At 53.6% G+C, this 25,254-nt stretch carries 23 protein-coding genes; 21 read left to right on the forward strand and 2 right to left on the reverse strand.

From position 1 onward, the window contains the following. The first annotated feature begins 213 nt into the window (after positions 1 to 213). The 15 genes from NQZ67_RS29085 (at position 214) to serC (ending at position 17,273) form a co-directional block, all read left to right on the forward strand. The gene (locus tag NQZ67_RS29085) at positions 214 to 1,143 is read left to right on the forward strand and encodes a putative sporulation protein YtxC (RefSeq protein WP_257452893.1); all 930 of its coding nucleotides are present in this window, start codon (positions 214 to 216) and stop codon (positions 1,141 to 1,143) included. Between the two features lie 563 nt (positions 1,144 to 1,706). Continuing rightward, on the forward strand, positions 1,707 to 3,641 hold the full coding sequence (thrS, locus tag NQZ67_RS29090) for a threonine--tRNA ligase (RefSeq protein ID WP_257452895.1): 1,935 nt from the start codon (positions 1,707 to 1,709) through the stop codon (positions 3,639 to 3,641). Between the two features lie 61 nt (positions 3,642 to 3,702). Then, positions 3,703 to 4,251, forward strand: coding sequence for a 3D domain-containing protein (locus NQZ67_RS29095; RefSeq protein ID WP_306813134.1), 549 nt, complete (start codon positions 3,703 to 3,705; stop codon positions 4,249 to 4,251). A 75-nt stretch (positions 4,252 to 4,326) separates the two neighbouring features. After that, positions 4,327 to 4,485, forward strand: a complete 159-nt coding sequence (locus NQZ67_RS29100) for a hypothetical protein (protein WP_257452897.1) — start codon at positions 4,327 to 4,329, stop codon at positions 4,483 to 4,485. Between the two features lie 253 nt (positions 4,486 to 4,738). Further along, complete coding sequence (gene liaF, locus NQZ67_RS29105) at positions 4,739 to 5,743, forward strand: cell wall-active antibiotics response protein LiaF (protein ID WP_257452900.1); 1,005 nt, start codon at positions 4,739 to 4,741, stop codon at positions 5,741 to 5,743. Positions 5,744 to 5,750: 7 nt separating this feature from the next. Next, on the forward strand, positions 5,751 to 6,791 hold the full coding sequence (locus NQZ67_RS29110; RefSeq protein WP_257452902.1) for a sensor histidine kinase: 1,041 nt from the start codon (positions 5,751 to 5,753) through the stop codon (positions 6,789 to 6,791). Beyond that, positions 6,788 to 7,453: a response regulator gene (locus tag NQZ67_RS29115; protein WP_257452904.1), complete on the forward strand. Its 666-nt coding sequence runs from the start codon at positions 6,788 to 6,790 to the stop codon at positions 7,451 to 7,453. The genes NQZ67_RS29110 and NQZ67_RS29115 overlap by 4 nt, the downstream gene beginning before the upstream one ends. A 78-nt stretch (positions 7,454 to 7,531) precedes the next feature. Then, positions 7,532 to 7,945 carry a YugN family protein gene (locus tag NQZ67_RS29120; protein WP_257452906.1) on the forward strand — a complete coding sequence of 138 codons (414 nt, stop codon included), beginning with the start codon at positions 7,532 to 7,534 and terminating at the stop codon, positions 7,943 to 7,945. Between the two features lie 167 nt (positions 7,946 to 8,112). Beyond that, complete coding sequence (locus NQZ67_RS29125) at positions 8,113 to 9,675, forward strand: S1C family serine protease (RefSeq protein ID WP_257452908.1); 1,563 nt, start codon at positions 8,113 to 8,115, stop codon at positions 9,673 to 9,675. A 72-nt stretch (positions 9,676 to 9,747) separates the two neighbouring features. Further along, complete coding sequence (locus tag NQZ67_RS29130) at positions 9,748 to 10,440, forward strand: response regulator transcription factor (protein ID WP_257452909.1); 693 nt, start codon at positions 9,748 to 9,750, stop codon at positions 10,438 to 10,440. Positions 10,441 to 10,444: 4 nt separating this feature from the next. Continuing rightward, positions 10,445 to 11,965, forward strand: a complete 1,521-nt coding sequence (locus NQZ67_RS29135) for a sensor histidine kinase (protein ID WP_257452910.1) — start codon at positions 10,445 to 10,447, stop codon at positions 11,963 to 11,965. 44 nt (positions 11,966 to 12,009) lie between these two features. Next, positions 12,010 to 12,978, forward strand: coding sequence for a 4-hydroxy-3-methylbut-2-enyl diphosphate reductase (locus NQZ67_RS29140; protein WP_257452912.1), 969 nt, complete (start codon positions 12,010 to 12,012; stop codon positions 12,976 to 12,978). Positions 12,979 to 13,248: 270 nt separating this feature from the next. Further along, positions 13,249 to 14,313: a 3-deoxy-7-phosphoheptulonate synthase gene (gene aroF, locus NQZ67_RS29145; protein ID WP_257452913.1), complete on the forward strand. Its 1,065-nt coding sequence runs from the start codon at positions 13,249 to 13,251 to the stop codon at positions 14,311 to 14,313. A 244-nt stretch (positions 14,314 to 14,557) separates the two neighbouring features. Next, a complete protein-coding gene (gene glnA / locus NQZ67_RS29150; protein ID WP_257452914.1) occupies positions 14,558 to 15,982 on the forward strand; it encodes a type I glutamate--ammonia ligase in 1,425 nt (474 codons plus the stop codon). Between the two features lie 205 nt (positions 15,983 to 16,187). Continuing rightward, on the forward strand, positions 16,188 to 17,273 hold the full coding sequence (gene serC, locus NQZ67_RS29155) for a 3-phosphoserine/phosphohydroxythreonine transaminase (protein WP_257452915.1): 1,086 nt from the start codon (positions 16,188 to 16,190) through the stop codon (positions 17,271 to 17,273). 93 nt (positions 17,274 to 17,366) lie between these two features. On the opposite strand, the gene NQZ67_RS29160 is transcribed toward serC, so the two are convergent. Then, complete coding sequence (locus NQZ67_RS29160) at positions 17,367 to 18,086, reverse strand: response regulator transcription factor (protein WP_257452916.1); 720 nt, start codon at positions 18,084 to 18,086, stop codon at positions 17,367 to 17,369. Between the two features lie 123 nt (positions 18,087 to 18,209). On the opposite strand from NQZ67_RS29160, the gene trmL reads away from it, so the two are divergent. From trmL to NQZ67_RS29175, 3 genes are all read left to right on the forward strand, one after another. Then, complete coding sequence (gene trmL, locus NQZ67_RS29165) at positions 18,210 to 18,674, forward strand: tRNA (uridine(34)/cytosine(34)/5-carboxymethylaminomethyluridine(34)-2'-O)-methyltransferase TrmL (RefSeq protein ID WP_257452918.1); 465 nt, start codon at positions 18,210 to 18,212, stop codon at positions 18,672 to 18,674. 118 nt (positions 18,675 to 18,792) lie between these two features. Then, positions 18,793 to 19,041: an AbrB/MazE/SpoVT family DNA-binding domain-containing protein gene (locus tag NQZ67_RS29170; protein WP_257452920.1), complete on the forward strand. Its 249-nt coding sequence runs from the start codon at positions 18,793 to 18,795 to the stop codon at positions 19,039 to 19,041. Positions 19,042 to 19,400: 359 nt separating this feature from the next. Further along, a complete protein-coding gene (locus tag NQZ67_RS29175) occupies positions 19,401 to 20,597 on the forward strand; it encodes an aminotransferase-like domain-containing protein (RefSeq protein ID WP_257452921.1) in 1,197 nt (398 codons plus the stop codon). Here the strand turns inward: NQZ67_RS29175 and NQZ67_RS29180 are convergent. Next, positions 20,581 to 21,300, reverse strand: coding sequence for a DUF2161 family putative PD-(D/E)XK-type phosphodiesterase (locus tag NQZ67_RS29180; RefSeq protein ID WP_257452923.1), 720 nt, complete (start codon positions 21,298 to 21,300; stop codon positions 20,581 to 20,583). The two genes, NQZ67_RS29175 and NQZ67_RS29180, sit on opposite strands and share 17 nt — an antisense overlap. 246 nt (positions 21,301 to 21,546) lie before the next feature. On the opposite strand from NQZ67_RS29180, the gene NQZ67_RS29185 reads away from it, so the two are divergent. The 3 genes from NQZ67_RS29185 (at position 21,547) to NQZ67_RS29195 (ending at position 25,249) form a co-directional block, all read left to right on the forward strand. Then, positions 21,547 to 23,442 (forward strand): PrkA family serine protein kinase, encoded by a 1,896-nt coding sequence (locus NQZ67_RS29185; protein ID WP_257452925.1) that lies wholly within the window; start codon positions 21,547 to 21,549, stop codon positions 23,440 to 23,442. A 176-nt stretch (positions 23,443 to 23,618) separates the two neighbouring features. Continuing rightward, complete coding sequence (locus NQZ67_RS29190) at positions 23,619 to 24,629, forward strand: globin-coupled sensor protein (protein ID WP_257452927.1); 1,011 nt, start codon at positions 23,619 to 23,621, stop codon at positions 24,627 to 24,629. A gap of 65 nt (positions 24,630 to 24,694) precedes the next feature. Beyond that, positions 24,695 to 25,249 (forward strand): YhcN/YlaJ family sporulation lipoprotein, encoded by a 555-nt coding sequence (locus NQZ67_RS29195; RefSeq protein WP_257452929.1) that lies wholly within the window; start codon positions 24,695 to 24,697, stop codon positions 25,247 to 25,249. The last annotated feature ends 5 nt before the right edge of the window (positions 25,250 to 25,254 follow it).

The raw sequence follows: 25,254 nt of genomic DNA on the forward strand, positions 1-25,254 counted from the left end.
CGAAAGGGCTGAAAAGTTTACTTTCTCGTTATTTAGAACTTTGTTAACCTTTTGGAACCGCCGTATGCGGACCCGCATGTACGGTGGTGTGAGAGGACGGGGGCTAGCCGCCCCCTCCTACTCGATTTTTGCGCGAGTGGACATGCCAAACTCTTCTTTGTATATACGCCGCCGCCGGACCATATACTGTAACGGAAGGAAAGGGGTGAGCGCATGGATTTGTTTACGGTAACATTGCCTTCGAATCATGACGGATCGCTTCAAACGCTGCGGGAGCTGCTGACGGAGCATGTAAATGCCGAGTTACATAAACGGAAGCCCTCTCCGTCAGCGCGAGTGGAGTTTCATATAGAAGGGCCGCTTCGCATTCGCTGCGAGGCGTCCCCGGCCGATTTCCAGCTCAAAAGGGATGGATCCGCCGTGTACAAAGCTACGGCCGACGCGATCGCGGAATTTGTTATTGGCGAGCTGGAGCCGGAGCTGTTGTCGTTCATTATCAAGAAGAAGTACAAAAACAACCCTTCGATGGATGCGGCGATCATCGAAAAGTATTGTCATGAGCTGCTTCACGGCAAAGAGTGGGAATCGCTCGGCAGCCGGTTCCACGAGGCGGACCGGACAAGAAGGAAAAACAAAGTTTCCGACGAGCTCGAGAAGCATTTGCAAGAAAACACGATCCTCAATATCGGCGGATTTCTTGCCTTCCGGCTCCTGCCTTATCGCAACGAGCTGGCCGAGATCGTGGAATACGCGCTGGACGAATACGTGCTTGATAAACAGTATCAAGAGTTTATCTCTCTGTTGAAATATTTTGTCCAGCTTCAGGAGACGAAGGTGCCCATCGTGCATTTGCTGCACAAGGGCGGACATGAATTTACGTTGTATAACGAAAGCTTCCAGACGCTTGATCCGAAGCCGCCGGCCGACCGCATCGTCGCGGAGATGCTCGAGACCGAGATGAATATCGAGGACATGGTCATCAGCTCGCTGATCTCCGTGTCGCCGAAGCAAATTACGGTGCATACCAGAAATCCCGACATGCAGGTGGTCCGCACGATCGAAACGATTTTCGACGGCCGAGTGAACGTCTGCGTGAAGTGTACGTCCTGCTCCAGCACGCTGGATGAATGGATTCAGCCATAGAACGAGCGCTTGACCGTAACGACCGCTGGAGATATAATGAGGGCAACAATGTAGAACAGCAATGACAAGAGACATGTATTCGTCAATGCGCTAGGACCAGAGAGAGGAACCCGGGCTGAAAGTTCCTTCCTTGACGCGGTCGAGTATACCCCTCTTGTAGCTGTACGGTTGAACCTGCCCGTTCGGAAATGCGTGTTCAAAAAGTCCGGTTTTCAGCACCGAGAAGATTGGATGAAGCTAGGAAATGAGGAGCGGAGCGTAGTGGAAGCTACGTGAGCACCTGCAATGTTTACGGAGTAAACATACTTCGAAAGCATACGCTTGTTCCGGCTGAATCAAAAGTGGACTTTTTGGACTACCTTTAGAAGAGCAGCTGTAAGCCGTACCGGTGATCCCCGTTATCGGATATACGAGGACTGTTCGGGATTCAGCGATGGATCACGGGACGGTTGAAGTAGGGTGGAACCACGAGTATACAAGCACTCGTCCCTTTGCGGGACGCGTGCTTTTTTTTGTGCGCTTCCGCGCTTCGCTTGACCAGCAAATCAGGAGGATGATGAGTAGTGAGCATTAAAGTAACATTCCCGGACGGCGCCGTAAGAGAATTCGAAGCCGGGACAACCATTGAAGACGTGGCGGGTTCGATCAGCTCCGGCTTGAAGAAGAACGCAATCGCAGGCAAGCTGGACGGCAAGGTCGTCGATGTATATACGCCAATCGAGAAGGATGCCGCGATCGAGATCGTCACGGTCGAGTCGGCAGACGGACTGGAGGTCTACCGTCACAGCACGGCGCATCTGCTTGCCCAAGCGCTTAAGCGCGTCTATGGCGAGAAGAATGTTAAGCTCGGCATCGGTCCGGTCATCGAAGACGGCTTCTATTACGATATCGATATGGAGCAATCGCTTACGCCGGACGATCTTGGCGCCATCGAGAAAGAGATGAACAAGATCGTCGGCGAAAATCTGGACATTCGGCGCAGAGTCGTCAGCCGGAATGAAGCGCTGAGCATATTCGAGGAGCTCGGCGATAATCTGAAGCTGGAGCTGATCCGCGATTTGCCGGAGGATTCGGAGATCACGATTTATGATCAAGGTGAATTTTTCGACCTTTGCCGCGGACCGCATCTGCCGTCCACCGGCCGCATCAAAGCGTTCAAGCTGCTTAGCGTAGCAGGCGCTTACTGGCGGGGCGATTCCAAAAATAAAATGCTCCAGCGCATCTACGGCACGGCGTTCCCGAAAAAAGCGCAGCTGGACGAGCATCTTCATTTCCTGGAGGAAGCGAAGAAGCGCGATCACCGCAAGCTTGGCCGGGAGCTGAAGACGTTCACGTTCTCTCGCGAAGTCGGCCAAGGCTTGCCGCTCTGGCTCCCGAACGGCGCGAAAATCCGGAGAACGATGGAGCGTTATATCGTGGATCTGGAAGAACGTCTTGGCTACGAGCATGTGTATACACCCGTGCTTGCCAACGTCGAGCTGTACAAAATTTCCGGACATTGGGAGCACTACAGCGAGGATATGTTCCCTGTCATGCAGATGGATAACGAGGAGCTCGTGCTTCGCCCGATGAACTGCCCGCATCACATGATGGTGTTCAAGAGCGACATGCGCAGCTACCGCGACCTGCCGGTCCGCATCGCGGAGCTCGGCACGATGCACCGTTACGAAATGTCCGGCGCCCTGACGGGCCTCCACCGCGTGCGCGCGATGACGCTGAATGACGCCCATATCTTCTGCCGTCCGGACCAGATTAAGGAAGAGTTCGCGCGCGTCGTCAATCTCATCCGCAAGGTTTACGAGGATTTCGGAATCAAGGAATACCGTTTCCGGTTGTCCTACCGCGATCCGAAGGATACCGAGAAATATTTCCAGAACGACGAGATGTGGGAAATGTCGCAGCGCATGCTCCGAGAGGTCGTCGAGGAGCTGGGTCTGCCGTTCTTCGAAGCGGAAGGAGAAGCCGCGTTCTACGGTCCTAAGCTGGACGTTCAAATTAAGACGGCTCTCGGCAAAGAAGAGACGCTCTCTACCGCGCAGCTGGACTTCCTGCTGCCTGAGCGCTTCGAGCTCGAATACATCGGGGAGGACGGCAAAAAACACCGGCCGGTCGTTATTCACCGAGGCATTATCAGCACGATGGAGCGCATGACGGCTTTCCTGCTCGAGAACTTCGCGGGCGCTCTGCCGCTGTGGCTGTCTCCGGTACAAGCCAAAGTCATCCCGGTCTCGACTAACTATGAAGAGTACGCGCGTCAGGTAGCCGAACGTCTGCAGGAAGCAGGCATTCGCGTAGAGAGCGACCTTCGCAACGAGAAGCTGGGTTACAAGATTCGCGAAGCGCAGCTCGAGAAGGCGCCGTACATGCTCGTCGTGGGCGAGAACGAAATGCAATCGGGTTCCGTCTCTGTCCGCAAGCGCGGCGAAGGCGATATCGGGACTCAAGCGATCGGGGACCTGATTCAGTTCCTGCAAGATCATATCGCATCCAAACAATGACAATTTACGCATAAAGCTTGAGCCGTCGGGGCAATATTCTTCTGAGGAGGAGTTTGCCCAGATGGTTACAAGCTTTTTTCTTTGCGCAAGGAAATGGATAGGGATTGGTCTCGCGCTGATGATCTGTCTAGAAGCAACAGCCTTGCAGAGCGCTGCCGCGGAATCCGCGGCTTATCAAGTAATGGATTCTAAATCGTCCGCACCAAATGTCATTGAGGTCGTGGCGACGGGCTACACGGCCGGCGTCGAATCGACCGGGAAGAAGCCGGGACATCCGGGTTACGGTATCACCTACTCCGGCGTGAAGGTTAGGCGGGATCAGGTGTCCACGATTGCCGCGGACCCTAAGCTATTCCCGATCGGCACGCTGCTGTATATCCCCGGCTACGGCTATGGAGTCGTTGCGGATACAGGTTCGGCCATAAAGGGAAATCGCATCGATCTCTATTTCGAGACGATCAGCGAAGTATACGAACAGTGGGGTAAACGCAATGTAGAGGTACAGGTGCTCCGCCTTGGCACCGGCAAGCTGACGCAGTCTTGGCTGAACGACATCAATCAGGCGGTTGAAGTCGGCAAGCCGATCCCGCAGGCCTACCTCGAGTCGTAACGGAAATTAAGGCGGTCAGGACGCATAAGAAGCGGGGGGTTTGCCATACTAAACTTGAACGGGGAGGTGACAACAATGGCGAAAAAACAAAACAACAAAGCCGCTCAAAACCAAAAGTTTAACGCTGAATTCGCAGAAGAATTCAACCAAAACAACGCAGCTAACAACAATCAAGCTGCTAACCAAAGAGCGAACCAAGCTTTCCAAAACAACCAAAACAATAACCAGCAATAACGTACATTTGCGTTACACCGATAGCATGAATGAAAGAGGAACCTTCCGGGGTTCCTCTTTTCTTTTGAAGGACGCTGAATTATAATGATTCCGGACTTTTCCAATAGTGTTTTTTTGAAAATAGAAGTAAATGGAAATAGACTCCGTCTCGAGACCGAGGACAATTTCAATCGGCCGTCCCTTATGCGGGGAAGAACGATAGAGGTATACTTAGATTAAGCTTTTTTAAAAGTTGCATAAGGAGTTGTGCGGTATGAACGGAAACTTTGCGAGCCGGCTGTTCACGGGGCTTGTCGTCATCTCACTCGGCGTCGCGTTCCTGCTGCGACAGTTAGGTTATTTGGAATTCAGCATCGGGGAGATGTTCTCGACCTTCTGGCCGTGTATTCTTATCTATTTCGGCTTAACTTCGATGCTGGCCGGACGTTCTTACGGGGGCTCCGGCTGGTGGGGGCTTATAATGATCGTTATAGGAACCGTGTTCCTCGGCAACAATTTGGGATTCACGACGTGGTCGGTCGGCGACATCATTCCGTTCTTGATTCCGGTGATCATTATTTTCGTGGGATTGCGGATGATCTGGAGCCCCAAGCCAAGAAGGCAAGCGCCGCCTTCGGACGAGTGGAAATCGTATCGGCCTTATCAAGACGAGCAGAAGGTTCCGCCGGCTCCGCCGCTTCACCCGGATCCGACCGGAGCAAGCGGGGAAGAGGAGCCCAAAGGCTATAACCCGGCGGGAGATGCGGCTTCGTGGAAATCCGGGGAGTCCGGCGACGACAGGGACGGCATGAACGGGAGCGCAGGCCCGTACGGGAAGAAACGGAAGCACTGGCATGAACACCGCAAAGAGCACGTGGAATGGTGGAATCACGATTCGGCGGTGATCAACCGTTCCGGTTTTATCGGGGATATCCATATGGGTCATGATTATTGGGAGCTCAAGCCGATGAATATTAGCCATTTTATCGGAGATACGGTGCTCGATCTGACGAAAGCGCAAATTCCTCTCGGCGAAACGAAAATTACGATTTCTTCTTTTATCGGAGACGTGAAAGTGTACGTGCCTAACGACTTCGAGCTCGGCGTCAAGGTGGTGTCCAGCGCTTTCATCGGGGATGTAAAGGTGCTTGGGCAGAAGGAAGGCGGATTGTTCACGAACGTGAGCTCGCAATCTCCGAGATACTCGGAATCGGATCGCAGAATCAAGCTGATCGTCAGCACCTTTATCGGCGATACGCGAGTGACGAAGGTGGGGTGACTAAAGGATGATGGTTCGCTTCCTTCGAAGCGGCAAGTGGGAGCTAATTGGCATGTTCGTCCTGGCCACTATCGTAACCGTCGTTCTTGCGGTTCTCTTATGGAATATGATGGGCGAGCATGTCGGACTGCTGGAGCTCAAAATATGGACGGGATGCCTCTTGCTTCTGTCGAGCGGCGCGTTCGGTTATTGGGCCGCGCAGCGGTTCGGCAGAAGGCTGGATACGCTCCATCTTTCGCTCAAGCAGGCGGTAAACGGCAACTACGAAGTACGCATTACGGAAGACGGCAAAGGCCAGCACTCCTTCCTCCCGGTATACCGGGAGTTTAACGAGCTTGCGGAGCAGATGGAGGAGAAGATGAAGCTCCTGCAGCGAATGGGAGAGGAGCGGGTATTGACGGAAGCGGCATCGAATGAAGCCGCCGTGCTGGAGGAGAGGAAGCGACTGGCGAGGGATCTTCACGACACCGTCAGCCAGCAGCTGTTCGCCATCCATATGTGCGCGTCGTCCTTGCCGAAGCTGCAGCAAGTCGATCAGGACCGCGCGGGCTCCGTCCTTGACCAGCTGATTCATATGTCGAATCTTGCACAGAAGCAGATGCGCAACTTTATCGCGCAATTGCGGCCGATGGAGCTCGAGGGAAGGACGCTCCAGGAAGCGCTGGATAAGTGGTTTCCCGATTATTGCAGGCAAAACAATTTGCAGGGCTCCATGGAGTGGAGGCTGACGGAGCAGCTGACCGAAGCGAAGGAGCATCAGCTGTTCCTTATCGTGCAGGAGGCGATGGCGAACGTCGTCAAGCACGCGTCGGCGGAGAGCGTGACGCTGACCTTGGCCGATACGGAGCGTCAAGTCGTCATGATCCTGTCGGACGATGGCAAAGGCTTTAAGGCGGATGCGGTGAAAGGCGGCTCCTACGGTTTGTCGACGATGCAGGAGAGAGCGCAGAAGCTGGGCGGAGACGCCGATATCGTAAGCAAGGTCGGCAGCGGCACGAGAGTGAAAGTTACGATTCCGAAAATGTACCGGGGAGAGCAGAATCAATGAATAATTCCGATACGATCAAAGTGATGATTGTGGACGACCATGATATGGTCCGAATTGGTCTCCGCACCTACTTAATGCTGGAGCCGAGGCTTGACGTCATTGCCGAAGCCGGCAACGGCAGAGAGGCGATCAAATGGATGGACTCGCATGGCGAGGACGAGCGGCCTGATATTATTTTAATGGACATGATGATGCCCGAGATGGACGGGATCGAGACGACCCGCGCCGTAATGGAGAAGTACCCCCGCACGAAAATCGTCATGCTGACGAGCTTCCTGGAGGACGACAAAGTATATGGGGCCATCGAAGCCGGGGCGGTAAGCTACGTGCTCAAAACCGTATCCGCCGAGGAGCTGATCTACGCGATCACCGGAGCTTACAAAGGAATGCCGGTCATGACCTCCGACGTCTCGCAGGCCTTGACCCGCGGCTTGCGCAAGCGCACGGCGCAATCGGGCGACGAGGATTTGACCGAACGGGAGAAGGAAGTGCTGCTTCTGATCGCGGACGGATTGTCCAACAAGGAAATCGCGGACGAGCTTCATATCAGCATCAAGACGGTGAAGACGCATGTCAGCAACTTGCTGATGAAATGCGAGCTCGAGGACCGTACCCAGCTGGCCGTGCTCGCTCACCGCAAGGGATGGGCCAATCGCGCTTAGCCGAATCGCGGGATAAGGGGAGCCGGCGGAGGACATACTACCTTTTAGCATAAGAGGAAAAGGTGGAGGTAGGACGGCATGATTCCCATCCATTCGGCAATCGAGGGCAAGGAGAAAAAGTTTACGGAAATGCAGGTTCGTCTTGAGGAGCATCAATTTACGCTCGGCGGGAATTGGGATTACGACGGCGGCTCGTTCGACCGCGCTTTGGATGAGTCGAACAAGGTATGGCTCAGGCTGCCGTTCCAAGTAACGGACGGCAACATCGACGGCGAGCTGTCGGAGAACAACGCGCAAATCCGGTTCGGCGCGCCTTACGTTCTTAAGCATCTGTACAACGAAGGCAATGACCCGGAAGCTTCCGTCCGGTTGTTCGGCGCGATGTTCGATCAGTTCCAAGCGCCGGTCAATCCGGACGCCGACATCGAAGGCAAATGGGTGGAGCGAGCCAAGGATGTCGTTCGGGAAATCGAGAGGGACATTGCCCATTAAATCTTTTTTTATAAGCTTCGAAGAGACTCTCCCTTCAATTGGGAGAGTTTTTTATGTTCGTTTAAATTCCTTTTAAGTTTGTTTTAAGGTAGAATGTGCATGATAGAACTAATCAATCGAAATCTTTCAAATAAACGTCCAAGATACATGAACGGAGGAGAACGCATATGGAAGACCAGAACAATAAAAAGGGGTATGACGATTTCTTTGGTTCCGAAGGTTCGGGGGAGCCGAAGCAAAGCGGCGGCGAGGAACGGAACGGCGGGAGCTTCGATGCGCAGCAGGCGAAGCCTTCCTATTATTACACCTATGGACCTTTGAACGGAGAACGAAATCAGGCGCAGCAGGCGAACGGGTACGATCCGTCGGAAGACAGAAGCGGCAGCGCCCCGGGGGCGGAAGAACAGCCCGCTCTGGCGCAGCCGCCGCAGCTTCGGACATTCACGACTTCGGGGAATGGCAAGGGAGCCTTTCAGGTAAGAGAGAAGAGGGGCACGTCGTTTAAATCCGTGTTCCTATCGTTTCTTGCCGGGGTGCTCGTAGTAGGGGGATTAATGTACACGGCGGATGTGCGCAACTGGTTCACGCCGACCAGCGAGACGGCCGCAACGACTCAATCTGAAGGAAACACCTCGGGAGCGGGGAGCTCGACCGGCACTGACAGCGGATCAGCATCTATGATAGCGGCGCGTCCGGACAATCTCGCGGATCTGTTCGAGAAGGCAAGCCCCGCGGTCATTAAGATAGAGACTTATGTGCAGGCGTCGCGTTCGAACGGCGGCGGCCTGCTGGACGATCCGTTCTTCCGCCAGTTCTTCGGAGACAACTATCCGGGCGTGACGCAGGAAGAAGAGCCGCAAGGTCAAATGCAGCAATCCGGCATCGGAACGGGCTTCTTCTTCGATTCGACGGGCTACATTCTGACGAATCAGCATGTGATCGGCGACGCGGACGAGATTCGCGTAACGGTTCAGGGCTATGATAAGCCGTTCACGGCGAAGCTTCTCGGCTCCAACTACGATCTGGACCTCGCGGTCATCAAGATCGAAGGGGAGAAAGCATTCCCGACGCTTCCGCTTGGCAGCTCCGACGACATCGAGATCGGCGACTGGGTCGTCGCCATCGGCAACCCCTACGGCTTCGATCATACGATTACGGCCGGCGTGCTAAGCGCCAAGGAACGTCCGATCGATATTCAAGACGCGAACGGCGAACGGAACTACAAGCACTTGCTGCAGACGGACGCTTCGATTAACCCCGGCAACTCCGGCGGTCCGCTGCTCAACGTGAACGGAGAGGTTATCGGCATCAACACCGCGGTAAGCTCGCAGGCGCAAGGCATCGGCTTCGCGATTCCGACGAGCACGATAACGGAAGTGCTCGAGAGCTTGAAGAACAATACGGAAGTGCCGAAAGAACCGGCGCCGTTCATCGGCGCGGAGCTCGGCCAGATGACCGATGAAATCGCGAAGCAGCTCGGCATCGACAAAGCGCAGGGCTCGCTCGTAAGAAGCGTGTATTACAACTCGCCGGCTTATCTCGCCGGACTGAAGCAATATGATGTCATCTTGGGCATCGAAGGCAAAGAGATGAACACGACGGATGCCTTGATCGCAGAGATTCAGTCCCGCAAAGTAGGGGATGAAGTCGAGTTCAATATTATCCGCCAAGGCCAAGAGATGAATTTGACCGTTAAGATCGGCGACCGCAACGAATTCGGGGTCGAATAACCAGCTAACCTGCGAGAAGCGCAGAGCGCAAGCGCTCTGCGCTTCTTATATGATGGAGAGGGAGTCGAATATATGAGACCGCATATCGTAGTCGTGGACGACGACGAAAAAATTATATCGATGCTCCGCCGCAGCCTGGCGTTCGAAGGCTACGAGGTGACGACGGCTTCGAACGGGGCGGAGGGCTTAAAAACGTTGTTGACGGTCGATCCCGATCTGCTCATCCTTGACGTCATGATGCCGCAGATCGACGGCTGGGAGGTATGCCGGCGCGTCAGGGAAAGCGGAAGCGCCGTTCCGATCCTCATGCTGACCGCGAAGGACGATGTCGTTGACCGGGTCAAGGGTCTCGACCTGGGAGCTGACGATTACCTCGTGAAGCCGTTCGCCCTCGAAGAGCTGCTGGCCCGCGCGCGGGCTCTGCTGCGCAGAAAGTCCGATAAGCTGGAGGAGGCGGGGAGCCAGATCGTGTTTGAGGATCTGATTCTGGACATGGACGCCCGCGAAGCGAACCGCGCCGGACGGCGGATCGAATTGACGAGCAAAGAATACGACCTGCTGCTGTTGTTCATGCAGAATCCGAAGCGGGTGCTGACGCGCGACGCCATCATGGAGAAAATTTGGGGCTTCGACTTCAGCGGAGAGTCGAACGTGCTCGAGGTTTATATCGCGATGCTGCGCCAGAAGCTGGAGGAAGGCGGCGGCAAACGGATCATCCAAACCGTGCGCGGGACGGGGTATGTGCTAAGAGGAGAGGCAGGTTAAGAGCATGTCCATACGGCTTCGCCTGACATTATGGTATTCGGGACTTCTAGCGGTGACGCTGCTTGCTTTCGGGATAAGCGTTTATGTGTTTTTGAACTGGAACACGTACGAGGATTTGCGCGATCAAATCAAGGTGCAGAGCGATCAGCTAAACGTCAGCAGCACCTTTTGGGTCAACGGCAATTTTTTGGATTTAGACATAGACAGACAATCAAGAATCGTCGATAAAGATATGTACGTTCAGCTGATTAACTATCGTGAAGGCGGTATCAAACAATCGACGAATTTATTTCAGCAGAATGCGCTCATTTCATACCCGGAATCGGGCGAAAATCCCATTGCCGAATTCAAAAAGCAAACGTTGACCATCGGCAAAACGAAATACGATATACTAACCTATCAAAGACCGCTGGCCCAGAATGGGGAACTCGTCGGGCTGCTCCAGGTCGGAGCGTTGACCTATAACGAAGACAAATATTTAGCGGGACTCCGGACGACGTTGATCTTCTATTCGATTCTTGTCGTCGGCATCGCCTTCACCATCGGAATGCTTATCGCTCGTCAGGCGCTGCGACCGATCGGCCAAGTGATCGACGCGACCCGGCAAATCGAGAATGGCTCGGACCTAAGCGTCCGCATTCCCTATAACGGCCCCAAGGACGAGATCGGACAGTTGGCCAATACGCTGAATTCGATGCTATCCCGTCTGGAGCGGGCGTACAACGAGCTCGATGAAGCGTACAAGGCGCAGCGGCGGTTCGTCTCCGACGCTTCGCACGAGCTTCGGACGCCTCTTACGACGATTCGCGGCAATATCGATCTGCTAGAGAAGATGTGGAGCCGGGCTGAAGAGGATGGCCGAGGCTCTGACGTGCCGGGCGGGCTTATGCTGACGACCGATCATTGGCAGATGTCGAGCGAAGCGATGTCGGACATCGCGGCCGAAGCGAAGCGCATGAGCACCCTGGTTGGCGATCTTCTTGCTTTGGCGCGTGCGGACGCCGGCTACGCGATGGAGAAGCGGATCCTTCCCCTGCTTCCGCTGACGGAAGAGGTTGTCCGAAGATCCCAGCTGCTTCCGCGAACCGCGGAGTGGAGGGTTGGCGATCTGTCGGCGCTTCGGGATATTCACGTCTACGGCAATCACGATTATTTGCAGCAGCTGTTGTTTATATTCATCGAGAATGCCTTCAAATACACGCCAAGCGGCTACGTCGAGCTTAGCTCGGCACGCGGGGACGGGCATATCGGCTGGAAAATTAAAGATACGGGGATCGGGATGAATCCGGATGAGATTCCCCACATCTTCGATCGGTTCTACCGAGCCGACGAATCGCGCGGCGTGACGGTCGGTACGGGACTCGGACTATCGATCGCGAAGTGGATTCTGGATGAGCACGGAGGCTCGGTCGAAGTCGTAACCCGGGAGAACGAAGGTTCTACATTTACGATCTGGCTTCCAATAGACTTTTCCGCGCGGGTCGATTCGACTATAATGGGAGAAGCAGACTCGTTAGAAGAGTAGTACGACCGCGGAATGGAGTCTGCCAGAAAGCAGGTGTTACGGATATGGAAATTGTGAAAATATCGCCGAGAGGCTATTGCTACGGCGTTGTCGACGCGATGGTGCTCGCTTTGCAGACAGCCAAAAATTTGGAGCTGCCGCGTCCGATCTATATACTGGGCATGATCGTCCATAACGCGCACGTGACCGAGGCGTTCGAGAAGGAAGGCGTCATTACGCTCGACGGCGCGAACAGGCTCGAAATTCTCGATCAGATCGAAGAAGGCACGGTTATCTTCACGGCGCACGGCGTATCGCCGGAGGTCCGCGAGCGGGCGCGCCAGAAGGGGCTGTCAGTCGTCGACGCGACTTGCCCGGACGTCACGAAGACTCATGATTTGATCCGCGAGAAGACGGCGGAAGGCTATCATATTATTTATATAGGGAAGAAAGGCCATCCGGAGCCGGAGGGCGCCATTGGCGTCGCTCCTGAGCACGTCCATCTTATCGAGAAGGAAGAAGAAATCGAGACGCTGCAGGTGCCGGAAGGCCGCCTGATCATTACGAATCAGACGACGATGTCGCAATGGGATATCCGCCACATTATTCAGAAGCTGCAGGAGAAGTATCCGCACGCCGAGGTGCATAACGAAATTTGCCTTGCGACGCAGGTGCGTCAAGAGGCTGTCGCGGAGCAAGCGGGTGTGGCGCAGCTGTGCATCGTGGTAGGCGACCCGCGGAGCAATAACTCCAATCGTCTGGCTCAGGTGTCGGAGGAGATCGCGGGCGTCAAGGCGTACCGCGTCTCGGACGTTACTGAAATCAAACGGGAATGGCTGGAGGGAATCGATAGGGTAGCCGTCACTTCCGGCGCTTCGACGCCTACGCCGATTACGAAGGAAGTCATTGCTTACTTGGAGCAATACGACTACAGGGATCCTTCGACCTGGGAAATTAAGCGGTCGATTAACATGAATAAGCTCCTTCCGAACGTGAAGGTCAAGGCGGCCGGCGGAGCGGAGACGACTTCGTAAGACTGCTTGGGGCGGCATGCTTTAGACGGGTACGGACTATAGTCCGGCCCGTTTTTTATTTTTTGACCAGTATTCGCGACATTGAATCCCGGAATCGATAACTTCATCTATGCGAGGTATTGACGCGCACCTTTATTTTTTGTATAGTTACTTTAGCGGTTAAAAGCATAAAAGCTTAAAAGCCAAAAAGCTTAAAAGCGGAAAAGCATGTCCCGTCGCGCATATGGTTTTGGAAAGACGCGGCGCAAACTATAAAAGGGAGAGATCCATATGATCGTCATTACGAAAAACAACATCGCGGACGAAAGACTGAACGAAATCGTAAAAGTCATCGAGAACGGAGGCGTGCAGGCGCATGTATCCAGAGGAACCGACCGTACGGTCATCGGGATCATCGGCAAAGCCGAGCCTTCGCTCGCCGAGCATCTTCGCTCGATGAAGGACGTGGAGAACGTCATCAAAATTTCGAAATCCTACAAGCTGGCGAGCCGCGACTTCCATCCGGACGACACGGTTATCGACATCAAAGGCGTAAAGATCGGCGGCGATAATCTGGTTATTATGGGCGGGCCATGCGCGGTAGAAACGCCTGAGCAGATCGACGAGATCGCGAGACTGGTCAAAGCCGCTGGCGGTCAGGTGCTGCGCGGCGGGGCGTTCAAGCCGAGAACGGGGCCATACAGCTTCCAGGGAATCGGCGTCGAAGGTCTCGCCATGATGGCGGAAGCCGGCAAGAAGCACGGCCTTCTGACGATTACGGAAGTGATGACCCCTGAATACGTGGACGTCTGCGCGGAGTACGCCGACATTCTGCAGGTCGGAACGCGGAATATGCAAAACTTCGATCTGCTGCGCAAGCTGGGCACGATCCAGACGCCGGTTCTTCTGAAGCGCGGCTTCAGCTCCACGTACGACGAATTCCTGAACGCGGCGGAGTACATTCTGGCCGGCGGCAATCCGAATGTCATGTTATGCGAGCGCGGAATCCGAACGTTCGAAACTTACACGAGAAACACGCTTGACCTCAGCGCCATTCCGGTACTGCAATCTCTCAGCCACCTGCCTGTCATTTCGGACCCGAGCCACGGCACGGGCCGACGCGAGCTGGTAGAGCCGATGGCCAAAGCATCGGTTGCAGCCGGCGCCAACGGACTTATTATCGAAATGCATACCGATCCCGACAATTCCATGACAGGCGACGGCGTACAGTCCCTGTTCCCGGATCAATTCGCAGCCTTGCTGAAGGATTTGGCGCTGCTCGCGCCGATCGTCGGCAAGCGGTTCGAGACGGAGAAAGAGCCAGCCGCAGCGTTTAAAGAGTGGAAAGTCGTATAACGATTTCTTATAGCCCCGGCATCCGAAAACAGGATGCCGGGGCTTCGTTTTGCATGGAGAAAACGCTGTCATTGTGAACAGATGTTCAAACTTGTAAGTATACCTGACATGGCGATAAAAAATACCTGACATAGCTATTGACGGAGTGGAAACGGGAGTTTTATAATAACAACAAGATTTGGAGCAATTGTTGAACATTCTTAGTTCAAACACCAGTAAATGTTCGGAAATGGAGGAAGTTTAGATGTCAGTTCAAAAGGTTTTGGAGACAATCAAAGAAAACAACATTCAGTTTGTGGATTTCCGTTTTGTGGGTCTTACAGGTGGCGCGCATCACATCACATTGCCTACTACAGAGGTGGATGCTGATACGTTCGTAAACGGCGTTGCTTTCGACGGCTCCTCGATCCCGGGCTTCCGCGGTATCGAAGAATCCGATATGGTTATGATGCCTGACACAGAGACGGCTTACATCGATCCATTCACAAGCCATCCTACTTTGAACATTATGTGTAACATCCACACTCCGGACGGCGAGCGTTATGATCGCGACCCGCGCAGCATCGCTCAGAAAGCGGAAGAGTACCTGCAAACGACAGGAATCGGCACGACAGCATTTTTCGCGCCTGAATCCGAATTCTTCATTTTCGACGATGTTCGCTACGAAAGCTCGATGAACACTTCCTTCTTCTCCGTCGATTCCGAAGAAGGCGCATGGAACACCAACCGCAAAGAAGAAGGCGGCAACCTGGCGTTCAAAGTACCGGTTAAAGGCGGTTACGTGCCGGTAGCTCCAGTTGACTCGCAACAAGACATCCGCAGCGAAATGGTTCGCCTGATGCAAGAGTCCGGCCTTCGCGTAGAGCGCCATCACCATGAGGTTGCTACAGCGGGCCAAGCGGAAATCAACTTCCGTTTCGACACACTTACCAAAACAGGCGACAACCTGATGAAATACAAATATATCGTGCACAACGTAGCTCGCCAATGGGGCAAAGTGGCAACATTCATGCCAAAACCATTGTTCGGCGACAACGGAAGCGGCATGCACGTGCATACTTCCATCTTCGACGGCGACACTCCTTTGTTCTATGACAACAAAGAGTACGCGAACCTGAGCAAGCTGGCAATGAGCTACATCGCCGGCGTTCTGTACCACGCTCCGGCTCTGATCGCGATCACGAACCCTTCGACGAACTCGTTCAAGCGTCTGGTTCCTGGCTACGAAGCACCGGTTAACCTGGTATTCTCCAAAGGCAACCGTTCCGCGGCCGTTCGTATTCCGATCGCTGCCGTTACGCCAAAAGGCTGCCGCATCGAGTTCCGTACGCCGGACTCCACGGCTAACCCATACCTTGCATTCGCGGCTATGCTGCTTGCAGGTCTCGACGGCATCAAGAAAGGTCTTGACCCGATCGCTCTGGGCTACGGACCGTTCGACAAGAACATCTACGATCTGCCAGAAGAAGAGAAAAAAGAAATCCGCAGCGTCCCAGGCACTTTGGACGAAGCGCTTGACGCTCTTGAAGCGGATTCCGGCTTCTTGACAGAAAGCGGCGTATTCTCCCAAGACTTCATCGACAACTATGTTGCACTCAAACGTTCGGAAGCAAAAGCGGTTTCCATCCGCATCCATCCGCACGAATACAGCCTCTACTTCGGTTGCTAATCGCAATTCGACGAGAGATCGGAACGAGCCCTCCGGGGCTCGTTCTTTTTTTGTTATGCGATGATCAAAAACCGAATAATTAATGAAGTTTACAAGAAATATGTTCGACTTTTCAATGTTTTTCTTTCTGGAACCCTTGAAGCGGGCGTTCAAACTTGCTATCATAGCCATATCATGTACAAAGATGAGGGAGTGGGACGACAGGATGGCTAGAGCTTATAATTTTAACGCAGGTCCGGCGGCAATTCCGCTGGAAGTGTTGCAGCAAGCACAGGAGCAATTTGTCGATTACCATGGCGCGGGAATGTCGATTATGGAGATGTCCCATCGAAGCGCGCTGTACGAGGACGTCAATAACGAAGCGCAATCGCTAATGCGCGAATTATTCGGAATTCCGAACAATTATAAAGTCATGTTTCTTCAAGGCGGAGCCAGCACGCAGTTCGCGATGCTGCCTATGAACCTGCTTCGCGAGGGGCAGCCTGCGGCATACGTTCATACGGGTGCTTGGGCGGACAAAGCGATCAAGGAAGCGAAGCTGATCGGCGAGACAGTGATCGCCGCGTCTACGGCCGACGACAAGTTCATGCGCGTGCCAAGCCTCTCCGAAATCGTTGTGCCGGCTAACGCGTCTTACCTGCACCTGACCTCCAATGAAACGATTGGAGGCACGCAGTTCCAGGAGTTTCCGGATACGGGCAACATTCCGCTCATAGCGGATATGTCCAGCGATATTTTGAGCCGACCGGTCGACGTCAGCAAGTTCGGAGTCATCTATGCGGGCGCTCAGAAAAACCTGGGACCATCGGGCGTAACGGTCGTGATCATGAGAGAGGATCTGGCGCAAGGCAGTCCGAAATCGATTCCGGCAATGTTCCGCTATGAAACGCATGCCAAAGCGAAATCGTTGTACAATACGCCGCCTTCCTTCTCGGTTTATATGGTGAGCCTAGTGCTCAAGTGGATCAAAGCCAAAGGCGGCGTCGCTCAAATGGAGCAGTACAACCGCGACAAAACAAAGCTGATCTACGACGCCATCGATGGCAGCGGCGGCTTCTACAAAGGCTGCGCCGACGCAAAGAGCCGTTCCGTGATGAACATTACGTTCCGTCTTGGCAGCGAAGAGCTGGAGAATCAGTTTGTCAAGGAATCCGAGCAGCAGGGCTTCGTCGGCTTGAAGGGTCATCGCGACGTAGGCGGGCTCCGCGCTTCCACCTACAACGCGGTTCCGCTTGAGAGCTGCCAGGCGCTTGCGCAATTCATGAAGGATTTCCAGCAGCGCAACGGCTAACATTCATACGACAAAATACCGCCCTTGCTTTCGATCATGTCGGAAGCAGGGCGGTTTTCGTCAAAAAGAAGAGATTATTGCGAATGGCCGAATTTAAGCAAGCGACGATTCATTCGAGATGGCAGGGCCGTTCAGCTTGTAGCCGACATTTCGAACGGTCATAATATATTCGGGGGTTCTCGCGTTTTTTTCGATCTTATCCCTCAGATGGCTGATGTGGACGTCGACGATGCGCGTATCGCCAAGGAAATGATAATCCCATACGCCATGCAGCAGCTGCTGGCGGCTGAGCACCTTTCCTTTGTGCTTGCAAAGGAAGAGAAGCAGCTCGAACTCCTTGGGCGTCAATTCGATCTGGTTGCCGTCCAGATAGACCTCGCGCTGATCGGCATGGACTTGAAGTCTTCCTATCGAGAAGACGACCTCATCCGTTCCTCCGGGAAGCGATTGCAGTCGGCGGAAGATCGCTTGGATACGAGAGATCAGCTCTTGCGGGCTGAACGGTTTGGTCATATAATCATCAGCGCCGTTGTCGAGTCCGGCGATTTTGTCTGTTACATCCTGTAGCGCAGTAAGCATGATGATCGGTACGCCGTTATTTTGCTTGCGAAGCTCTCTGCACACCTGAATCCCGTCCATTTTTGGGAGCATGAGGTCAAGGACGATCAAGTCGGGGCGGAACGGCTTGAGCATATCGAATACGGCTTCGCCGTCGCTGACGCATCTAACATCGTACCCCGCTAGCTTTAAGTTGAATTCGATCAGCATGGAGATCGATGGCTCGTCATCCACAACCAGAATTTTTTTTCGCATGCGGTAATCTCCTTTGCCTCCTAATTTAAATTCATTATGAAGGCTGACGTTTCTCCAGAGATTAACGGTGCGTAAAACGAATGTAAAATATGAGTCGAGAAAAAACGTAAGGAGTTTACATACATGGCCTTTCATATTGTACTCGTCGAGCCGGAAATCCCCGCGAATACCGGCAATATCGCAAGAACTTGCGCCGCAACCGGCACGCATCTGCATCTGGTCAGACCGCTGGGGTTTGACACGGACGACCGGACGCTGAAGCGCGCGGGGCTGGATTATTGGCATGCCGTTAACGTGCATTATCACGATTCATTCCAAGAGGTCCGAGACCTGCATCCGGACGCCAGCTTCTATTTCGCAAGCACAAGGGCGACAAAGGTTTATTCGGAATTTGCGTATAAGGACGGCGATTTCTTCGTGTTCGGCAAGGAGACCAAAGGTCTTCCGCAAGAGCTGATCGACGCCAATCTGGATACTTGCATACGGATGCCGATGACGGATGCCGTGCGTTCGCTCAACCTGTCAAACTCCGCGGCAATTGTTGTTTACGAGGCTTTCCGGCAGATTGGTTATGCGGGATTGAAGTAATTGTGCGAATATTAGAAATTAACGAAGACGGAAGGAATTGTCGAATATACGTCGAAACACTAATACTGCAAAGGTTTCTCAAGCTACTTACAAAATAGACATAAAAGAGGTGAATCTGATGAAACCAGCAGGAGTAGTAAGGAAAGTCGATCAGCTTGGACGTATTGTTCTTCCGAAATCATTGCGTAAACGGTATTTAATGAACGAGGGCGACCCCGTTGAAATATTCGTTCAAGGCGATCATATTATTCTGGAGCGTTATCGTCCCAAATGCGTTTTCTGCGGTTCGATGACCGATGTGCGCGAATTCAAGGAACGCTATGTTTGCGGCGAATGCATGGGCGAGATGGGTTATTTGAAGCGTTAGTCGCGAGGAACGGTCTGCCTGGTCGCACCGGGCAAACCGCTCCATAAACGAAATGAAGCTTCCATGCACTAAGCTTTGCTTAGCATGGAAGCTTCATTTGTTTGCTTGACTTGCCGTGCGTTAAACGTGCTTGCGAAGATCCAATTATAGACCTTTCGTTTTGTCGTCGTTGTAGGAGCTGGTCAGGATTGCAACGATAAACAAAACGAATACGGTCATGACGATCAAAAAGTTCATGGTTTCGACACCTCCAGTAAGCTAGCTTTATTATAACCAACAAGAATCAAAAAGAAAACTTTAAAAGTTGTGAACACATTGTTAACATAGAGGATATGAGTATTAGGAGGAGGAAGGTAAGAATGGAATACCGTTTTTCATCAAGCGTGTCTCAGCTCAAGTCATCGGCGGTAAGAGATATATTGAAGCTGACCCAAGGGAAGGATATGATTTCCTTCGCGGGCGGACTGCCGGCGGAGGAGCTGTTCCCCGTCCAAGCGGTCCGTGAAGCGGCCGATCGCGTATTCGAAGCGGGATCGGGGGCGTTGCAATATGGTTTGACGGAAGGTTATCTGCCTCTAAGGGAGCAGATCTGCGAGAGAATGGCTGTCAAGGGCATGCACGTAACCCCTGACGAAATGATTCTTACGACGGGCTCCCAGCAAGCCATCGATCTGCTGGTGCAGGTGTTGACGGAGCCGGGCGACGCGATTCTTGTCGAAAGACCTACCTATTTGGCGAGCCTGCAAGTGTTCGCGATGAGAGGGCTTAAGGTTATTGCCGCAGAAAGCGACGAATTCGGCATTATCCCGGAATCGGCAGAAGAGCTGATCCGGACACATCAGCCGAAGCTGCTGTACTCGGTTCCGACCTTCGGCAATCCGACCGGCCGCGTCTGGAGCTTGGAGCGCCGTAAGCAGATGCTTGAGCTCTGCGAGAAGAACGGCATGCTCATTATCGAGGATGATCCATACGGGGACATTCAGTTCAACAAAGACGAGCAGTTCCCTTCCCTCTTCTCGCTGGGAGGGAAAGCGGAGAACGGACATGTCCTGTACACGAGCACCTTCTCGAAGACCGTTGCTCCCGCTCTGCGTACGGGCTGGGCAATCGGCGACAGCCGCGTCATTCGAATGATCGCGAAAGCGAAGCAGGCAGCCGATCTGCACTCCAGCACGATGGACCAGCAGGTGCTCAGCCAGCTGCTTCAAAAGTTTGATCTCGATGCTCACATTGCGCTTATTTCCAAGGAATACGGCGAGCGGATGGCGGAGATGGAAAGCCTGCTGAAGAAAGCGGCATTGCCGGAGCTGAGCTGGATAACGCCTAAAGGCGGCATGTTCCTGTGGGTGGAGCTTCCGGACGGTCTGGATGCCGAAGCCTTGCTCCGCTGCGCCGTACAGAAAGGCGTCGCCTTCGTGCCGGGCAGCTCGTTCTACGCGGACAACGTCAAGCGCAATACGATGCGCCTGAACTATACGCATAACAAAGGCGCGCGAACGGAACATGGCGTCGCGCGCCTCGTGGAAGCGATCGGAGAATTTACCGTTCGTAGCTAAGGACCCAGTCCGCGATCACGTCGCGGTAATCGGACAAAGCTTGTACGCCTTGCGGAAGCAAGGCGTATTTGCCGCGTTCAAGACGCTGGAACCATCCGTAATGATTGGTTCGCATCAGCTCGCCGCTTCTCGCGAACCCGGTTGCCGCGGCGACCTCTCTCGGAGCGGAAGGGCCTTTGCTGTGCAGGACGTAAGCGCAGCGCAGTGCCTTCTCCCGGTATGCGGTGACCAGCTTGCGGCCGGTGCTGCCGCCGACGTTGTAGTCGCCGCTGCGTTCCCTGAATTCCATAAGCAGACGGTCGCGCTTGCGGTGGCGGACTCCTCGGATTGGAGGATCGCCCGGCTCGCAAAGCCAATCGATGACCGCCGGTTTTGTTTTGTAGAAGGTAACGGTCATGAGACCGAGTCCGAGCATACGGCACAGCTCCGTCAAATCGCCGAAGCGTTGATTATGCGCGCCTTTCTTCTTCCGGTTGCGTTCGACGGCAAGCACGACGTCGCTATTTATCCGAAGGCGTTCAATCCCTTGCAGAAGCAAGGCGAGGTTGAACGTCTTTTTCATTTCGACGATTATGGTTTCATCCCGTTCGGCATGAATCGCGACGAGATCGCAGTGCATAACCTCGCTCTTGACCTCGTAGCCTCTTTCTTCATAGTATCGTTTGATCGGTTCATATAATTCTTCTTCGCGTTTGACTGCCACCTTCAGCCTCTCCTCCCCAGATGCGACAAGGCGTCGTTACACTATTATAACAAAGGACTAACGCGTCATGCCCGAGATTTGCGGGAAGCTTGAATAAAATTGTGGGCAATTTCCGGTTGGAATAAGCATAGTTATGTAATACTTCACAAATCAGTAAGGGCCACAAGGTCATTGTCAGGTTGTATTCAATCATTCCCGTGCGGAGAAGCAAAGGCGGAAAGCGGAAGCGATGGGAGGAGGCACAGCATGGACATTTTTAAACGGATATCGGAATACCAGGCGGAAGGCGAGAGGCTGGCGTGGACAGGGAACTTCAAGGATTACATCGAGCTGCTGAGGAAGGATCCCTCCCCTGCCATGACCGCGCACGCACGCGTGTACGAAATGATCGAGTCCTATGGGGTCGAAGAGGTCGGAGGCCGAAAAACGTATAAGTTTTTCGAGCAGGAAATATTCGGATTGGACCGGGCCGTCGAGAAGCTGGTGGAGGAATATTTCCATTCCGCCGCGCGCAGGCTCGATGTCCGCAAAAGGATTCTGCTGCTCATGGGGCCTGTCAGCGGAGGCAAATCGACGATTGTCACGATGCTCAAAAAGGGGCTGGAGAGGTTCTCGCGCACGCAGAAAGGCGCTGTCTATTCCATTAAAGGGTGTCCGATGCACGAGGACCCGCTGCACCTGATCCCCCACGAGCTCAGGCCGGAAATCGAGAAGGAATTGAATGTCCGGATCGAAGGCAATCTCTGCCCATCCTGCCAGATGAGGCTGCAGACGGAGTATGGCGGCAACATTGAAGACGTTATGGTAGAACGGGTATTCATATCCGAGGATAACCGCGTGGGCATTGGCACGTTCAGTCCGTCCGATCCGAAGTCCCAGGATATCGCGGATCTGACCGGAAGCATCGACTTCTCGACCATTACCGAATACGGCTCGGAATCGGATCCGAGAGCATACCGTTTCGACGGCGAGCTTAACAAGGCGAACCGCGGCTTAATGGAATTCCAGGAGATGCTGAAGTGCGACGAGAAGTTTCTGTGGAATTTGCTATCTTTGACGCAAGAAGGCAATTTCAAGGCAGGCCGGTTCGCTCTGATCAGCGCGGATGAATTGATTATCGCGCATACGAATGAATCGGAGTACAAATCGTTTATCAGCAACAAGAAGAACGAAGCGCTGCAGTCCCGGATGATCGTCATGCCCATACCTTACAACCTCAAGGTTTCCGAGGAAGAAAAAATATATACCAAGCTCATCGGGCAAAGCGACATGCGCCATATTCATATCGCGCCTCACGCGCTGAGATCCGCCGCGATCTTCTCGATCCTGACCAGGCTGAAGGAGACGAAGAAGCAAGGCATGGATCTCGTGAAGAAGATGCGCATGTACGACGGCCAGGAGGTCGAGGGCTTCAAGGAAGCCGACTTGAAGGAAATGCAGAACGAATATATCGAAGAAGGCATGTCGGGCATCGACCCCCGGTATGTCATCAACCGGATTTCCAGCGCCCTGATTAAGCACGACATGCAGTGCATTAACGCACTGGATGTGCTGAGAGCGCTCAAGGACGGACTCGACCAGCATCCTTCGATCACGAAGGAGGAGCGCGAGCGTTACCTCAACTTCATCTCGATCGCCCGCAAGGAATACGACAGCCTGGCCAAGAAGGAAATTCAGAAGGCGTTCGTCTATTCGTTCGAGGAATCGGCAAGAACGCTGTTCGAGAACTATTTGGATAATATCGAAGCGTATTGCAACTGGGCGAAAATCAAGGATCCGCTTACCGGCGAAGAGATGGATCCGGACGAGAGGCTGATGCGTTCGATCGAGGAGCAGATCGGCGTATCGGAGAACGCCAAGAAGGCGTTCCGCGAAGAAATTCTCATCCGCATCTCCTCGTATTCGCGCAAAGGCAAGAAGTTCGACTTCACGAGCCACGAACGGCTTCGCGAAGCGGTTGAAAAGAAGCTGTTCGCGGATTTGAAGGACATCGTCAAAATTACGACTTCCACGAAAACCCCGGACGAAAGCCAGCTTAAACGCATTAACGAAGTGACGAAACGTCTGATCGACGAGCACCAATATTGTCCGGTGTGCGCCAACGAACTATTGCGTTACGTTGGAAGCCTGCTCAACCGCTAAGCCTCCGGCAGTCGGAAGAAGCCTTCGCGAGCAAGTCTTGCGAAGGCTTTTCGTTCACGCTTTCGACAAGTTCGGCCAGCAATCTAGCGATTGAGAGAAAAAGGTCATAGGAAAATGTCGAATTGGCGCTATAATGAAATCATAATGATTATAGCGCTAAGGAGATGTTATCCCGATTGATCAACGTATCCGCGGAACGACGGAAACAGTTAGCTTACAGCGGCATTAACGAGAAGGACCTGCTGCTGCTTAAGGAGAATCGGCCGATTTTTGAGCAGATCGTAAATGAGGTTGTCGATCGATTCTACGACAGAATCGAGCAGCAGCCCGAGCTTATGGCGTTAATCGGCAGAGTGAGCAATGTCGATAGATTGAAGGAAACGCAAAGAGTCTATTGGCTTTCCCTTGCGGACGGTTTGATCGATGAGCCGTTCATCGAGAACCGCATTAGAATCGGGGCCGTTCATTCCCGTATCGGACTTACGACAAGCTGGTACTTGGGCGCTTATCTGAACTATCTCGACATAGCGGCTGACGTGCTGAAGCGCATCCTCCCCAATAACTGGCAAGCCGTCGTGCATGCGTTAACGAAGATGTTCAATCTGGATTCGCAATTCGTGCTGGAAGCTTACAATCAGTTCGAGCAGCAGCGGATTCAGGAGCTTGCCGACTCGAGGTCCAGCATGCTGCATACAGTGACGACCGCCGTCCAAGAGCTGGCGGGGCTTATGGTTGAGCTGGACGAGGGCGCTCAGTCGATTGCGGCTACGGCTATCTCCACATCGCACTCCCAGGAGCTGACGCATACGTTATTAGGCGAACTGCGTGAAGAGCTGGAAGGCATCGGGGAGATGGGAACCTTGATCCGGGGGCTGTCCGACCAGACACATCTTCTCGGACTGAACGCGGCGATCGAAGCGGCTAGGGCAGGCGAGCACGGCAGAGGCTTCGAAGTCGTGGCCAACGAGGTTCGTAAGCTGGCGTCTTCGTCCCGCAACGCTCTCGAAGGGATCAGCGGCAAGCTGAACGAAATCGAGAAGAAGCTAAAGGCGGTGCGGCAAGAATCGGAGCAGACGTCGCTGGAGGCCAAGAACCAGGCGGCGCGCTCCCAAGAACTGGCGACGTTTGTTCAAATGGTCGATAAAGTAACCAAAGACCTGCAGCAGTTGAATCGCTCCGAACAATAATCGGACGGATGTATATTTCATATGCCTTCGCACATGTTAAGAGCATGGACGGAGGTGTATTGTAGATGAAAAGGGAAATATCGCTGGCGTTGTCCGTTCTTCTGTTAAGCACGGCACTCGTGAGCGGCTGCGGCCGTAACGACGACGGGAACGGGCTGGACGACAACCAAGCGAACGACAATCATAACGAGGTAAGACAAAATGCGTTAATGCCGAATAACCAAACGCCGCAAGGCGGATATCGGGCAACACCGGACGATTCGGTTAGAACGCCGGGTGAGGGAGCAAATGCACACTCTGCGCGTATTAACGCGGATCAGCTTGCGGATATCGCGGAACAGGTTCCGGGCGTCGAACGGGCGGATATCGCAATGAACACGGATGATGTGCTAGTCGGCATCGAGGTCGACAATGTCGGCAAACGCCGTATTATCGAGAAGCAGGTCACGTCCGCTCTGCATTGGCAGTATCCGGAGTACCGCTATCATGTGACTTCGGACGAGGCGCTGAGGGACAAGATTAAAGCCGCCGGCGCAAGGAAAAAAGGCATACAGGCGCAAATGTTCAATCAGGACATCGATGCGCTGGCTCAAATGATCGACCGCGAAACACTGCCTTAATAAAC

This window comes from Paenibacillus soyae, from assembly GCF_024623455.1.
In the GTDB taxonomy this organism is placed as follows: Bacteria; Bacillota; Bacilli; order Paenibacillales; family Paenibacillaceae; genus Pristimantibacillus; species Pristimantibacillus soyae.